Below are 15738 nucleotides of genomic sequence, written 5' to 3'. Positions count from 1 at the left end.
AATGGTGCTTTTGCACTGTCAGAAACGCTGAATGTAGTGGGTAGGGCTAAACAGGGGGAGCAACTGAACACTCTTAAAAATCTTCTCAGATATGAAACGACAGCATCTGTAGAGGCTAGGATTAAGGGGGAACAAGCGAATGCTCGGAAAGTTTTTGCGGATTTTGAAGATTTAGGTTCAAAAAACATGGGTTTTTCGGCGGATCCAATAACGAATGAAAAGCTCACCAAATCCCTAAGAGGGGTGGAGACGGATGACCCACAAGTTAATAAGTTTGGAAAAGCCTATCGCCAAATAAGAGACAAGCTTACAGCTACTGCGGGAAAAATGGGGCTTCTCCATCCTCTAGACAATTGGAAAAGTCCGCAACCCGACGATGCACTAAAGCTAAGGGCAGTAGGCAAGCAAAAGTGGATTGAAACGATCATGCCTTGGGTTGACAAGAAGGTATACGATCAGAAGGGTATTTATGGTAAGGACTTAACAGAATTCCTAGGACATGTTTGGGAGACCAAAGAAAGTGAAGGTCGTAATAAGACACTGGCTTCAGGGGGCGAACAACAAGCGGTGAGAAGATCCGCTGTTGGCAGTAGTAGAAAGCATCCACGGCATCTTTTTCTTTTAGATGAGCATTATAGCGATTACAATAAGGCATTCGGTAAAACGGGGTTAAACGCTGAAGATCTAGTGAGAATGACGATTGATCCTCTCATTCGTGATATTGAGATAGCACGTAATTATGGTGTCAACGCTGATACCAATTTTAACTGGGTGATCACACAGGCTCTCACAAATGATTTAAAGACTACTAAAACGACAAGCGACGTTGAAAAGATGAAAGGTATACAAAAAGAAGTCAACACCCTTTGGGAGAGATTGACGGTCTCCAGCGAGAAGCTTGATCATGAGTTGGATTCCACTGAAATTAAAGCAAGAGAGCTTAAATCAGGGTTTATGGCATTTCAAGTAGCGAAGAGTTTTGGGTCTCAGGTATTCTCTGCTATGCCAGAGACCGTTAATTGTATGGTTATGGGTTCTCATAGGCAGGGGATGTCGTTTTGGTCACATGCGTTACCAGAGTTAAGAAAACAACTCACCGATGCCGATTACAAAGCGTCAATCCGAGCATTTGCCCCTGCTGGCGAGATGGCTATTACAGGAATGATGAATGAGTTTCACAATCAATCGAGGTTTGTCTCTGGATTGAAGGTATTAGCGGATAAAACAATTAAATGGCAAGGTCTGAAAGCCTTAGATAAGTTTCAGCAAAATCTAACTTTTGGCTTTACGTCTGCGTGGATGGGAGAAGTAACCAGGGGATTTAAGAGCCTAGAAGATTTTAAAGCTCGTTATGGGAAGCAGGCATTCAAGACACTAGTTGAAGATTATGGTTTTACCCAATCCGATATGCATGCCCTGTCTAAGGTTGATCTTGAATCTGGGAGGTTGTTGACGCCTGATGGTATCCGAGATTGTAGACATTCTGATCTTATCGCCATCGGACATTCTCAAAATAAGTCTGTCGAAAGAATGATGGATGATTTGGCAAGTAAGATGAGCGGATATATCTGGTCTCAGATACAAGATAACGCAAGAGGATCGGTTGGTTCTTCTTTAAGGGATACAAAATATACATCTAGCAGGGGAGGTATTCCAGGTCTTAGTCTTGTCACACAGTTTTTAACCACTCCGATTTCCATGGCGGAGAAGCATTTATGGGCTGTTCCTAAAACGCTTGAAGGCGGTGCAAATGGTATATCTGCTTGGTCTTATAGGGCGAAGTTTTTAGCCTTTGGTATTATTTTGGAGGGGGTTGTCGCAGGTACTGCAAGGAAAGCTATTTCAGGTCAAGAACTTGATGATTATACCGATCCTAAAACGCTAGTTTCACTCACGGCCAGAACCCTTACCCACTATGATAGATTTTTCAACGAATATCATGACGACTTCAAAGACATACTACAATCCGTTCCTGTAGCTTCAACCGTTATTGGTTTGGGAGATGCAGGGTTGGGAGTTGCAAGAACTATCTTTGGAGAAGATGAGGAAAAGTCAGAGAGAGCCAATGCTGAATTAGCGAGGGAGATTGCGAATAATATCCCTTTAAAGAACCTATTTTATATAAAAGCGGCGTTTCAGAAGATGGTGATAGACAACCTCTGTGAGTACTTTAACGAGGGGTATAAGGAAAGGCTTGCGATGAATCGTGAACTGCGTCAGAGCAGGAGTTATATAGGATGACTAAGAAACAAGAACAATACGTAAGAAGGGAAGAGTTTAACGCCCTTAACACCAAAGTTGATTGTTTGATTAAGCATTGTAGGGCTTTTGAGAGCCATTACAACGAACAGCAAGCGGTTATTAAAGACATTCTGCATATTCTTAATACCTCAAGAGGAGTAGTTTTGCTTATTAAAACGACTGGTGCAATAACCGCTTCTCTGTCTGCTATTACCTACGCACTTTATAATCTCAAAGGATGGCTTAAACAGTGATACAGTCGTTTCTTGCGGGTGGCATATTTAGATTTGCTCTTCGGTTTATTCCCTCAGTATTTGAGAAGATTGTTGATGTTGTATCGGAACATCTACTACAAAAACGCTCTATAGAATACGATAAATGGAAGTGTGAAGTTGCAAAAATAGAAAGTTCTTTACAGATCGATTTAGCTGAGATCAAAGCCAACGTTGAAGAGTTAAAAGTGGATAAGCCCATCCGATTGGCAAGGATTAAAGCTGGGAACATCAAGAGTGGCGTTAAGTGGATAGATGGCTTTAACGCTCTTATTCGACCTTTAACAACGTTGTTTTGGATTATTGTTTATCCGTTGTTGGTCCTTTATCTAGTTAAAGAAGGGATATTATCCACTGATCCTTTGATGATCCTTGCCCCGTTCACCCAAGAGATTATCGCTTGTATCCTAGGATTCTGGTACACCGATAAAATAGTGCAGAAGAGGAGAGGGTAGATGTTAAAATGAGTATCTCACGGATATTGCGCTTGTCATTGCGGCACCTCGGTCATCTAGTATCCTCATCGCAACCGACGAATATGCGGACAATCTATCAGTAAAATCATATTTAATATAAGCAGAAATAGGCGTCAACCTATCTATAATTTCCGATCCTGGTGATTCTGTTGAATCTGTAATTGATCCTACAAATTTCAATCCTGTTGATAATTTTGAGGTTATGTTAACGTACGGACTAATGACATACGAAAGACTACTAGATAGATGGGGGATAATGTTTATATCGGCGCGTACCGATGCGTCTATTCCTATTTCTGAAAGATAGTTTCGAGCAAAAGTTAGGTTATATCTTGTACCAATGTTGCCCTGATATTTGGCAAATACCGATGAGCCTTCATGCGCCGCATTCCATGAGTTATTTTTTTTCGCTACTCCCACACCTAATGCACTGCCTACTATTGCAGTAGAACGTACACATAATTTCCCGAAAGTATCCTCGATTGAATATGATAGGATTGATATTGGTACGACCATGCCAACGACATCCTCGGAGGAAGCATTCTCCTGAGAACCAACAAGAAGGGAAACAACACTACTCATAAACTCAATTGTATGCCCAATCTTTTTTCATCGGCATTAGCGCTTCCCGCTATCAACAATAATAATAACAACCCTAACGAACATTCTCGCATATTTATTAAGGATCCTCTCGACATATAATATAAAATTCATAGTTGTATTTGACAGGATTAACTTATCTTTGTCAACTCCTAAGGATATTTAATTATGGAATAGTTAAAATGGGGAAGGGCGCTATAGAGATTGTGAAGCCGAGATGTTGTTGATAGGGCTAGTCCCACCTTTAAAAAGGTAAGACCAAATAATATTAAAAACAACGTATAATCAATGTGTTATAATTATATTGGTGCACCCGACAGGATTCGAACCTGTGACCCTTGGAATCGGAATCCAATACTCTATCCAGCTGAGCTACGGATGCCTTGATTTTTATATATATACACTAGCTTGTTATGATAAAATAGTCTGGAATATTTGTTTATTTATCAGGATGCAAAAAAACTTTTCTCATTTTCCTTCTTCCTACAACGCATAATAAAGATTATGAATTGTAGCGGTATTCTGCTAGTGTTCTCTCATAATCAAGTTGATTTGTTATAATAGAAATAATATTTTTTCAGAAACTTATATATTAGATTGTAAAAAAGGATTTAAACGGCGTTCTCTTCCTATAGTACTGTTAGGGCCATGTCCACAAATAAAGGATATATCATCTCCCAAGGGTAGTATTTTATTATTGATCGAGTCGATTAATTGTTGATAATCTCCGTAGAGAATATCGGTTCTTCCTATATGATCTCTAAATAATGTATCCCCTAAATGAGCAAAATTATTTTCAAAATTTACGTAAATAACATGGCCAGGTGAATGGCCTGGGCAGTGAAATACTTTGAAGATATGTTTGCCAAGATTTAAAGTATCTCCGTCCTTTAGCCACCTATCTGATGAAGTATTGCGTACGTCCATGCGGATTGATAGTAATTTACATTGTTCTTCCAGATTTTCCATCATTGTAGCATCATTTTTATGCGGGCCTATAATTGGTAAAGATAGGTCTTTTTTTAATTGAGCGGCTCCTCCCGCATGATCAATATGTCCATGGGTAATCCAAATTTGTTTTACATGAAAGTTACGAGATTGAATAACATCTTTTATGATATCAAGATCGCCGCCAGGATCAACAACAACAGCGTCTAAGCTTTCTTCATCAAATAAAAACGTACAATTTTGCTTAAAGGGAGTGACCTGTATAATATGAAAAGATAACTTAGACATAGAATCTCCTTTACCATGTAATGGCTTTCCAATATCAGAAGTCTATTTCAGATATTGAATATTATTGCAAGAGTTAAAACACATTAAGTTATAATCAAGATTAATTAAAAATAATGCTATGAATGTTATTGGCATCCTCCATTAGGAGTCATTAAGAATGCTTCTCCACAAGATTTTGCTAAAGATCGGATTCGAAGAATATAACGTTGGCGTTCTGTTGTAGATATTACGCCACGCGCATCTAAAAGGTTAAAGATATGGGATGCTTTGATACATTGGTCATAAGCAGGAAAGACGCATAAGTGATGGCGATGATTTTTGTTGGGAGCGCCTTTGTTTAAGAGAGACAAACATTCTTTTTCATAATCGATAAAATGATTATGCAAAATATCAGTATTAGCATATTCAAAGTTATAACGGGAATATTCTTGTTCTGATTGGGTAAATATATCTCCGTAAAAAACTTTTTTCCCTTCAATAGTGTTGAAAACAATATCATAAACGCTATTGACATTTTGCACATACATTGCAAGTCTTTCGAGACCGTATGTAATCTCTCCTGATATGGGAGAGCACTCCATGCCACATATTTGTTGAAAGTAGGTGAATTGCGATATTTCCATCCCATCGCACCAGCATTCCCACCCCAATCCCCAAGCCCCAAGAGTTGGGCTTTCCCAATTATCTTCAACAAAACGTATATCATGGACTAGAGGGTCTATTCCTACGGCTTGGAGAGATTCTATATAGAGATTTTGTAAATTGAGTGGATTGGGTTTTATAATTACCTGAAATTGATAATACTGTTGTAAACGATTTGGATTTTCAGCATAGCGTCCATCTAAGGGTCTACGCGATGGTTGAACATAAGCTGCTTTCCAAGGTAGCGGTCCGAGTGCTCGTAAAGTGGTTGATGGATGAAAAGTGCCGGCTCCAACTTCCATATCGTAAGGTTGTAAAATAGTACAGCCTTTTCTGGCCCAATATTGCGTTAAAATTAATATGATATTTTGAAAAGAAAGATCATTTATTTTATCATGAATGGGCGTCATATAATACCTTTCGTCCACAATAGTCTCTCAAAAGTATTGATTGCTGATTAACTAGGAGAGTTTCTTGCATAATATAATAAAAATATTCAATATTTTTTATATAGCAAGGTTTGCTTTTTTGTGTATTTCAATTCTTATTGTTACCTACATTACAGATAGCAGTAAATTTCTAGGTTTTAAATTAAGGATAACAGATAATTGAAGATATGTTCAGTAAATGAAAACCCTGTTTTGAGAGTGAGGAGTTTGTCTCTATAAGCGTGTTAGTGTAGTTTTCCCGTTAATAAGATCAGTGACAAAACGTGAATAAGATTGACTATTGGGTTCGTGGAGGAAAATAGGAGAGCGAAAGCTTAAGCTTCCGCGCATGCCTTTGCGACCTGTAACTAAAATACGAGAGGAACACTCTCCTTTTCGAGGATAAAGAGGGATAATTTCCAAAGATCCGATTCTCTTTGTACATGCTTTAATAATCTGCATTAGTGATTGAGGTCGTGCAATCAGTGATAGTTGCCCTCCAGGTCGCATTATAGCGCAAGCAGTGCGGATCCATTTTTCAAAAGCATCTTCAAGCATTACGTGTGCTTCTTCTTTTATTTTGTCGGGGGTAAGAGTCCCGATTCTCTCATTGAAAGGTGGATTCATAATAACATGGTCATAAAAATTATTTTTTAATCCGGCAAGAATGCGTTTTTTCCCAGATAATGTAACATCTACTTCAATCAGAGAAATGCGGTTAGATATTTTTTTATTAGCAGATAATGCTAAAGTTTTACGTGCGTAGTTTACCATCAATGGAGATCGTTCAACTAATAGAACCTGTGCTTCATGTAATCTAGATGCGACAGCCAGTCCAGCAGCGCCTGCTCCTGCCCCAAGATCTGCGAGATGGAAGGGGCCTTTTGCATTAACTAAAGACGCTAGAATCATCGCATCCATTCCAGCACGGTGTCCGCATGTTAATGGTTGTACTAGATAAAACTTACCTTGATAAAAAGCATCTACTGTTTCATTTTCTACGTTTTTTACTTTAGTATTGTTAAACATTTTTGTACTAAAAAGATTTTTCAGCAGAACGTTTATTGTTCTACAATATTTGACTATCTGATACGGATATTTATGACACAATTTGATTTATATCATATAAGTTTATAATTGTGCATATTATTGAAGGATTCTTTTTGCAAATAAAGAGGAGTACGTTATTTTTTATGAAAATGTTAAAAGACCTTACTGCAAAGGATATGGAAAAAGTAAATTCTCTTATTTTAGAACGGATTAATTCAGATGTTGGAATTATTCCAGATGTTGTAAAGTATCTTATTTTTTCAGGAGGGAAAAGATTACGTCCTATGCTGACTTTAGCAACAGCGTTGATGTTTGAATATCGTGGAGATAGTCATATATTGTTGGCATGTGCTATTGAATTTATTCATACGGCAACTCTTTTGCATGATGATGTTGTAGATGATAGTGAATTGAGAAGAGGAAAAGTGGCTGCTCGGTTGGTTTGGGGGAATCAAACAAGCATTCTTGTGGGAGATTTTTTATTAAGCCAAGCTTTCCGTATGGTAATTGAGACCAAATCACAGGAAGCATTAGAAGCATTATCATTAGTGGCATGCACTCTTTCGGAAGGTGAGTTGCGACAATTATCAATATCTAAAAATATTAATATTACAGAGGAAGATTACCTCCATGTGATAAGATCTAAAACAGCTGTGTTATTTTCTGCTGCTTTGGAAGTATCTTCGCTGATTGCAGGGGTGGATGATTCTGTACGAAAAGCACTTAAGTCTTATGGAATGAATCTTGGAATTGCTTTTCAACTTGTGGATGATGTTCTAGATTACAGAGGAGAGGTCAATGAAATGGGTAAGAATGTAGGGGATGATTTTCGTAATGGCAAGCCTACTTTGCCGGTTATTCTGGCGTTTCAGAGGGGAACAAAGCAGGAAAAGAATTTTTGGAAATCTACTATTAATGATGATGGGGAAATTGGTATAGAAAATCTCAAAAAAGCTATTATTATAATACGAGAGAGTAATGCGTTAGCGGATACAGAGTGTCGAGCATTTTATTATGGTCAGAAAGCAAAAGATTCTTTGCAATGTTTACCGAATAACCGTTGGAAATCTTCGTTGATAGAAGTGGTGGATTTCTGTCTTCGGCGTCTTCATTAAAGACAACAACATGAGTATGTGTGTGATAGGGTGATTTTATTTTGATAGTAAACAATTAATTAGCATGATGTTTTCTGGCTTACTTTTAGATGATCTTGCAAGAGTATTGGTCTGTATTTGTGTAGGTATTTTGTAAAAAGACACATTTTTTCATAGGTAGAGAACCACGTTGTTTCAAAGTTATTTTCCATATTACCATTGTTAGGCTATTTATTGATGCCATTTTTCTTTCCCGCATGAACAGGATATGATGAGAGGTCTATTATGGATAGGAATATACAGAAGATACATTTTGTAGCATCTAAGGCTGAAAAAGCACAAGAAGCATATGATAAGTTTGTGAATATTTATGGCAATAGTACTTATGAAGAGGCGGATGTTATTGTCATATTAGGGGGAGATGGTTTTATGCTCCAGAATTTGCATCAATCGCAGAAATGTGGAAAACCTCTGTATGGAATGAATTGTGGTTCTTCTGGTTTTCTGATGAATGAATATCGTATAGATAATCTTATAGAGCGTTTGTCTAGTTCTATAGAATATATTTTTCATCCTTTAAACATAACAATTTTTGATCAGAATAATTCTATATGTGCACAAAATATTCTTGCAATTAATGAAGTCTCTATTATCAGAAAACCAAATCATAACCAACTGGTTCAGGCAGCAAAATTAAAAGTAATAGTAGACAATCAAGTAAGGTTGCCCGAAATTATTTGTGATGGGTTGATTATTGCTACTCCGATTGGTTCAACGGCATATAATTTTTCTGCACTTGGGCCAATTTTACCTTTAGGATCTCCTCATTTAGTTCTCACCCCAGTGAGCCCGTGTAAGCCACGTCGTTGGCATGGCGCTATTCTTCCCAATGATGTTATGATAGAGATTCAGGTTTTAGAACAGGAACAACGTCCTGTAATAGCTACTGCGGATCGTTTGGCTATTGAGCCTGTATCACGAATTCAGGTAATTCAGTCTTTTGATGTGACCATGCGGGTTCTCTCGGATCCCAATAAATCTTACTCAGATCGGATACTCGCTGCACAATTTCCTAGTTAATACGTTGTAAATTATTTTTTAATTGCAAGTGCTGCTTTCATAAAATCATCTAAATCTCCATTGAGAACATCTAAAGGAGAAGACTTTTCTATGTTAGTGCGCAAGTCCTTGACCATTTGATATGGTTGTAAGACGTATGATCGGATTTGCCTTCCCCAGCCAATTTCTGTTTTTGAAGATTCTTTGATGTTGTTTATTTCTTCACGTTTTTGTAGTTCAAACTCATAGAGTTTAGCTCGCAACATGTTCCAAGCTTGTGCTTTGTTTTTATGTTGAGAGCGCTCTTGTTGACATTGGACTACTATACCTGTTGGATTATGTGTAATGCGCACAGCTGAATCTGTTGTATTGACGTGCTGTCCTCCTGCTCCAGAAGCTCTATATGTATCAATACGGCAGTCACTTTCGTTTATATCTATTTCGATAGATTCGTCTACAACTGGATATACTAATATCGAAGAAAAAGAAGTATGGCGACGGGAGTTACTGTCATAAGGAGATATTCGTACTAGCCTGTGGATTCCTTGTTCTTCCTTTAGCCATCCATAAACACTAGGTCCTTTGATGAGTAAAGTGGCTGATTTTATTCCGGCTTCTTCTCCATCGTGAACATCGATAGTCTCTGTTTTGAATTTTCGTTTTTCTGCCCATCGCATATACATTCGGAGTAACATGTTTGCCCAATCTTGGCTTTCTGTTCCTCCTGCTCCAGCATGCACTTCGAGATAAGCATCGTTAGAATCAGCCTCTCCAGAAAGAAGGCTTTCAAATTGTTTGTATTCTACTTCTAATTTGAGTGTTTTGAGATTTTCGAAGGATTCTTGTAGTATATAATAGTCATTCTCTTCCGAGGCTAATTCTAAAAGTGTGATATTATCATCAAGCTGATTTTGCATTTCTTTTATAGAAGAAATCGCATTCTCTAGATGCTGACGTTCGCGCATTAACATCCTAGCTTCTGTCACATTTTGCCATAAGTCTGGATCTTCGGCTTTGGTGTTCAGAAAATTTAAGCGTTGTACTGCATTATCCCAGTCAAAGAGACCTCCGAAGGATTTCAATTGCTTGCTTTATTTCATTTATTGTATTTTGTGTATCGTTTGATGCCATATTTTTTTCTATACTCATTAAAAGGTTCGCAATTATTTTCTTATAATAGTACGTATATACAGATATTTAGTATAGCCCTTCACTACCAGAATTAATTGCTTGATTAGCTTGAGGAGATCTACGAATTATTTCATCAGAAGAAACATTGCTATTGTCATCAATGACTGTGTAAGTTTCTGCAGGTCCTGTTCCAGGTTTAAAAGCTTCGACTATTGTATCAGGATCTCCCCTTTTAGATAACATTCCCGTCCATTTATTAATAGGGAATAAATTCATCCCTGGTGGGACAACAAAACGAGAAGAAGGGATGTTTTTTATTGCTTCTTTCATAAATGCGTTAAAAATTGGTGCAGCAAGAGTGCTACCAGTTGCATGATTTTTCAAAGGAGATGGTATGTCATAACCAACATAAACTCCAGCTACGAGTGTAGGGGTATACCCTATAAACCATGTGTCTCTATAATTGCTTGTTGTTCCGGTTTTCCCAGCGATAGGTCTATTTAATCGGACTTTTCCTGCGGCAGTTCCACGCTTAATAACTCCTTCCAACATAGAGGTGATTTGATAGGCGGTCATGGGATCCAGTATTTGTGCCCGGTTATCAATTATTTCTGGTTCTTGTTGTCCATTCCAAGTCTCATAATTGCAATCATCACAAATTCGTTGCTCGTGATTGAATATAGTTTTTCCAAACCTATCTTGAACACGATCAATAAATGAAGGTCGAATCTGCTTACCACCATTGGCAAAAACCGCATAAGCAGAGACCATGCGTAGCACAGTTGTTTCTCCCGCTCCTAAGGACATGGATAAAACAGGGAGCATTTTTTCATAAATGCCAAAGTTTTCGGCATATTCGGCTACAACGCCCATACCCATATTATGTGCAAGACGCACTGTCATCAGGTTACGAGATTTTTCGAGACCAAAGCGTAAAGTAGAAGCGCCAGAAGATTGTTTGCTGTAATTTTCAGGCTTCCATATTTTCCCTCTAGAAACGATTTCAATCGGACCATCCATAATTACCGATGCGGGGGTATAACCACTATCTAACGCAGCGGCATATACAATTGGCTTAAAACAAGATCCGGGTTGGCGCATTGCTTGAGTAGAGCGATTAAATTCTGACTGTGAATAAGAGAATCCCCCTATAGTTGCAAGAATGCGTCCAGTACGAGGATCCATTGCGATTAATCCGCCTTGTACTTTTGGAATTTGACGTAGTCTCCATCCTTCATTAATATGTTCTACATAGATTACATCCCCAGGAGATAAAATATTGCGATTTTCTGATTCGAGGGCTTGATCCTTAGGGGAAGAATTATAAGCCCATCGCATCGAATCTGTTTCAATTATACCTTTTTTTTCTTTTTCATTTGAGCCGACAGTTGGACGGATTCCTATAGTTATATGCGAATTGGAGACTTCTAGAACAACGGCGATGTTCCATTCAGGAACATCATACAAGGTAGGAATGGAAGCTAAAGAATTTTCCCATTTTTTTAAATCTATGTGCTTTATAGGACCGCGAAAACCATCATGTTGGTCGTAGGTAATTAATCCGTCTTGAAGAGCCTTGCGTGCATAGAATTGTAATTGTGGATCAAGTGATGTTCGTACGGATAAGCCGTCCTCATACAGTGCCTTTTCGCCATAACGATCAATAAGTTGACGGCGGACCTCTTCAGAAAAGTATTCAGTTCCAAAAAGGTGGGATTTGCGTTGTTTACTTGTAATCTTAAGAGGTTTACTCTTGGCTATACTAGCTTGTTCTTCGGTGATATAACCATTTTCCTCCATGCGATCAATGACCCAATTGCGTCGAGTAACTGCTGCTTTATGTTTGCGAAAAGGGTCATAGTTACTTGGTCCCTTAGGAAGGGAGGCTAGATAGGCGGCTTCTTCGATGTTTAACTCACTTACCGATTTGTTAAAATAAGTTAGAGCTGCGCTTGCTATTCCATAAGAATTAAATCCAAAGAAAATTTCATTTAAATAAAACTCCAGGATTTTTTCTTTATCGTAGGCTTTTTCTAGGCGGAAAGATAGGAGAATTTCTTTTATTTTTCGATCCATTGTCTGCTTAGAGGTCAATAGAAAATTTTTTGCTACTTGCTGTGTGATAGTTGAAGCGCCTTCTGGGCGTCTTCCATGGCCAATGTTTTTTATATTATGGAGTGATGCACGTATTATAGCTAAGATATCGACCCCTGAATGATAGTAGAAATTTTTATCTTCAGCAGAAACAAATGCATATTTAACATGCGAAGGAATTATTTGAATAGGTAAAAACAAACGATTTTCTTTTGCATATTCTGCGATGAGGGATCCATCCCCTGCATGGATTCTGGTGGTTACAGAAGGTGAATACGAATTAAGAGCGGCATAATCAGGGAGATTTTGAGAAATTTTAGCTATATAAATACTGGCCCCTAATATGGCACCTAGAATAGAATAAGTAGCAAATCCAAAAAAATATCCAACGAAACTAATTATACGGGAATACAATATAAATTCTCCGAAGTATTTTGATTGCAAAGGTATCAAGTATTTGATTAAAAACTAAGTTTTGTTCAATGTAATTGTATATTAGGTATTCCATAGTAGCCTTTTATCCAAGATAGGTTTTTATGCTTGATTGTCAAGAAAAACACAATATTTTCCCTATATCTTGTTGTACAGCCTTAATTTTATGTAAAAGAATTATTGCTAAATTAATCAATTAAATTCCTGATAATCAGTAAACGTCTCTTCCCCCTTGCTATATTAGGACATAGAACTTACTAGTAGATAGTGGTTTTGTTATTTTTAGCAATGTATTGGTAAAATTATGTGGTTATTTTAAAGAGTAAGGATTTACCTTTGCGACTAGGCTACATATGGTATCTGGAAACATTTTTTTTTAGGTGGTATGTTGTTTTCTAAGAGTTTCCCCGATGTAAAAATCGGGTTTCCTGTCTTCTTTATGTTGATGGTTGATAGGAAGGTTTTCGTTGGATTTTTCCGCTAGGAAGGTCTTTGGATATATTTACAAGTTAGTTTGACTCATGCGCATGAGTTTTTTGGAGTTGTGTGGCGCTATAAAAGGAGGTGCCTTGTGTCTTAACTAAGTGCGCATTTGAGGTCCAAAATATCTTTGTTATCAAGTGCTATCAATCGTTTTTCTGATTATTTAAATATAACAGATTTTTATAGGTTGATGCATAGGAGAGATAAATTTATGGCTAATAAGATGCTTATTGATGCTTCGCATGTTGAAGAAACACGCGTTGTCGTCTTGCGAGATAATCGCATCGAAGAGCTCGATTTCGAATCTGAGCATAAAAAACAGATAAAAGGAAATATTTATTTAGCGAAAGTGACACGTGTGGAGCCTTCCTTACAGGCAGCTTTTGTGGATTATGGTGGAAATCGTCATGGTTTTCTTCCTTTTATTGATATTCATCCTGATTATTATCAAATACCATTTTCTGATCGACAGGCGTTATTAAAAGTGTCCAATATTACGCAAGTGGATAGTGATGATGTAGTTCATGATGGTAATACACCCGATGAATTGGGTAGTGACCATCAATTGGAGGGAATTACTCCTGCAACGAACCCTCTTCAGGAAACACAGGAAGAATCTCCAATATGCACAAACAATAATTTGTCTCCTAATGGGGAAGATGTTCTAGATGATTCTTTAGAGAATGTTTCTAAGAAGCTTAGGCGACAATATTGCATTCAGGAAGTTATTAAAAATCGTCAAATTTTATTGGTACAGATCGTTAAGGAAGAGCGTGGGAACAAGGGTGCGGCCGTTACGACATACCTTTCTTTGGCAGGACGTTATTCTGTTTTAATGCCGAATACTCCTAAAGGAGAGACTATTTCTCGTAAGATAACAAATCCTATCGATCGTAATAATCTTAAAGAAATTGCTCGCGGACTTGAGTTGCCAGCAGGTATGGGAGTGATTTTGCGCACAGCAGGTGCATCACGCTCGAAGATTGAAATAAAGCGTGATTTTGAGTATCTCATGCGTCTTTGGGATAATGTGCGTGCATTGGCAATTAGTTCTGTTGCTCCTTATTTAGTGTATGAGGAGGGTAATTTAATTAAGAGAGCGATTCGTGATCTTTATTGTAAAGATATATCAGAAATTATTGTGTCGGGAGAGAAGGGATATCGCGAAGCAAAGGATTTTATGAAGCTTTTAATGCCTAGTTATGCTACAATAGTTCGGCAATATAAAGAGACACATCCAATTTTCTTGCGTTCTGGCATTGAGGCTCAATTGGATTCTCTTCATCATGAGAAAGTTACGCTTCCATCGCGAGGTTATATTATCATTAATCAGACAGAAGCGCTTGTCGCTATAGATGTGAATTCAGGTCGTTCGACCAGAGAACATTGTATAGAAGACACGGCTCTTCAAACTAATTTAGAAGCGGCTGAAGAAATTGCGCGTCAATTGCGTCTCCGGGATTTAGCAGGTTTAATAGTTGTTGATTTCATTGATATGGAGGATAAAAGGAATAATCGTGCTGTTGAAAAGAAGTTTAAAGAAAGCTTGAAAAAGGATAGAGCGCGTGTTCAGATAGGATCTATATCTCATTTTGGACTTTTGGAAATGTCTCGACAACGTACTCGGTCGTCCGTTTTAGAAAGTACCACCAAAGTGTGTAGTAATTGTAAAGGGGCGGGATATATTCGTTCGCAATCTTCTATAGCATTAAGTATTTTAAGAAGCATACAAGAATATTTGCTAAGATGCGCCACACACAATATTATTGTCCATACGTATTCGGATGTTGTTTTATATTTACTGAATCAGAAGCGTGCTACAATTTTTGAATATGAAAACAGATTTGGTGTTTCAATTAATGTTGTGATTGATATAAAATTAGACGATAAGCTTTTTTATATTGAAAAAGGTTCTCCTGTTCAGTCTCCGGAAACGATTGAGCATAAAACGGTTGATTTTTTTGATTCTCAAATATTAGAGAACTGTTCTATACAGGATAATGAAAACATTGAATGTTCGCAGCAAGATGATATGTTATCGCCATTTTTTAATTTAGAACCATCGGAAGATATTCAAGGTACAAATGATCAAAATATAGATTTAAAGGATATGAAAGATTTATCTGAGGAATCTACGGGTATTGTGCGTAAAAGAAGAAGGAGACGTAGACGTAAACGTCCTGTCGTGGATCATGGTGATGTTGTTGCATCTGATGTGCTAGGTTCTGTTAAAAATGTCGTCGATGATTCATTCGATATGCCAGAGGTTGAGCCTTCTGCTTTTATAAATCATTCTTTGTCGGAAGAGAGCACACATGAATTGATAGAAAATTCTGATGTTATGCCGATTACTTTGGATAATACTTCCGATACGGATAATGTTAGTTATAGTGCAGATTCTACTGTCAAGAAAACAAGATGGTGGACACGTCGCACATAATATGGATTAAGGAGAGTAATTATACATTCATGAGAAGAAGATATTTAGAAGATAGGAATA

Annotated in this window: 12 protein-coding genes and 1 tRNA gene; 6 read left to right on the top strand and 7 right to left on the bottom strand. The window is 37.6% G+C overall.

Annotated elements, in window-relative coordinates; translation table 11 throughout:
* Nucleotides 1-243 precede the first annotated feature (243 nt).
* Genes G293_RS02080 through G293_RS02070 form a run of 3 tightly spaced genes read left to right on the top strand, consistent with a single transcriptional unit; the run spans nucleotide 244 to nucleotide 2968 of the window.
* Nucleotides 244-2241, top strand: a complete 1998-nt coding sequence (locus G293_RS02080; protein WP_244464446.1) for a hypothetical protein — start codon at nucleotides 244-246, stop codon at nucleotides 2239-2241.
* Nucleotides 2238-2495, top strand: a complete 258-nt coding sequence (locus G293_RS02075) for a hypothetical protein (RefSeq protein ID WP_047264098.1) — start codon at nucleotides 2238-2240, stop codon at nucleotides 2493-2495. Before G293_RS02080 ends, G293_RS02075 begins: the two co-directional genes overlap by 4 nt.
* Nucleotides 2492-2968, top strand: coding sequence for a hypothetical protein (locus G293_RS02070; RefSeq protein WP_047264097.1), 477 nt, complete (start codon nucleotides 2492-2494; stop codon nucleotides 2966-2968). Before G293_RS02075 ends, G293_RS02070 begins: the two co-directional genes overlap by 4 nt.
* A 3-nt stretch (nucleotides 2969-2971) precedes the next feature.
* On the opposite strand, the gene G293_RS02065 is transcribed toward G293_RS02070, so the two are convergent.
* The 5 genes from G293_RS02065 to G293_RS02045 all read right to left on the bottom strand — a co-directional run bounded on the left by G293_RS02065 (nucleotide 2972) and on the right by G293_RS02045 (nucleotide 6924).
* Complete coding sequence (locus tag G293_RS02065) at nucleotides 2972-3571, bottom strand: hypothetical protein (protein WP_047264096.1); 600 nt, start codon at nucleotides 3569-3571, stop codon at nucleotides 2972-2974.
* A 323-nt stretch (nucleotides 3572-3894) separates the two neighbouring features.
* A tRNA-Arg gene (locus G293_RS02060) sits at nucleotides 3895-3971 on the bottom strand.
* A gap of 203 nt (nucleotides 3972-4174) precedes the next feature.
* A complete protein-coding gene (locus tag G293_RS02055; protein ID WP_047264095.1) occupies nucleotides 4175-4825 on the bottom strand; it encodes an MBL fold metallo-hydrolase in 651 nt (216 codons plus the stop codon).
* 125 nt (nucleotides 4826-4950) lie between these two features.
* Nucleotides 4951-5877 (bottom strand): glycine--tRNA ligase subunit alpha, encoded by a 927-nt coding sequence (locus tag G293_RS02050; protein ID WP_047264094.1) that lies wholly within the window; start codon nucleotides 5875-5877, stop codon nucleotides 4951-4953.
* Nucleotides 5878-6129: 252 nt separating this feature from the next.
* A complete protein-coding gene (locus G293_RS02045) occupies nucleotides 6130-6924 on the bottom strand; it encodes a tRNA1(Val) (adenine(37)-N6)-methyltransferase (RefSeq protein WP_047264093.1) in 795 nt (264 codons plus the stop codon).
* 164 nt (nucleotides 6925-7088) lie between these two features.
* On the opposite strand from G293_RS02045, the gene G293_RS02040 reads away from it, so the two are divergent.
* Together G293_RS02040 and G293_RS02035 are read left to right on the top strand one after the other, a co-directional pair.
* Complete coding sequence (locus G293_RS02040; protein ID WP_047264092.1) at nucleotides 7089-8060, top strand: polyprenyl synthetase family protein; 972 nt, start codon at nucleotides 7089-7091, stop codon at nucleotides 8058-8060.
* 264 nt (nucleotides 8061-8324) lie between these two features.
* The gene (locus G293_RS02035) at nucleotides 8325-9119 is read left to right on the top strand and encodes an NAD kinase (protein WP_047264091.1); all 795 of its coding nucleotides are present in this window, start codon (nucleotides 8325-8327) and stop codon (nucleotides 9117-9119) included.
* An 11-nt stretch (nucleotides 9120-9130) separates the two neighbouring features.
* Here the strand turns inward: G293_RS02035 and prfB are convergent.
* A protein-coding gene (gene prfB, locus G293_RS02030; RefSeq protein ID WP_102030492.1) for a peptide chain release factor 2 occupies nucleotides 9131-10229 on the bottom strand; the annotation gives its coding sequence in 2 pieces (ribosomal slippage) (nucleotides 9131-10156 and nucleotides 10158-10229; 1098 coding nt in all).
* A 66-nt stretch (nucleotides 10230-10295) separates the two neighbouring features.
* Nucleotides 10296-12725 carry a penicillin-binding protein 1A gene (locus G293_RS02025; protein ID WP_047264678.1) on the bottom strand — a complete coding sequence of 810 codons (2430 nt, stop codon included), beginning with the start codon at nucleotides 12723-12725 and terminating at the stop codon, nucleotides 10296-10298.
* A gap of 724 nt (nucleotides 12726-13449) precedes the next feature.
* On the opposite strand from G293_RS02025, the gene G293_RS02020 reads away from it, so the two are divergent.
* Nucleotides 13450-15678 (top strand): Rne/Rng family ribonuclease, encoded by a 2229-nt coding sequence (locus tag G293_RS02020; protein WP_047264677.1) that lies wholly within the window; start codon nucleotides 13450-13452, stop codon nucleotides 15676-15678.
* The last annotated feature ends 60 nt before the right edge of the window (nucleotides 15679-15738 follow it).

The organism is Candidatus Liberibacter africanus PTSAPSY (genome assembly GCF_001021085.1).
GTDB classification, from domain to species: Bacteria; Pseudomonadota; Alphaproteobacteria; order Rhizobiales; family Rhizobiaceae; genus Liberibacter; species Liberibacter africanus.
Note: the sequence above shows the minus strand (reverse complement) of the source record. Positions and strands in the feature narration are given on the sequence as shown.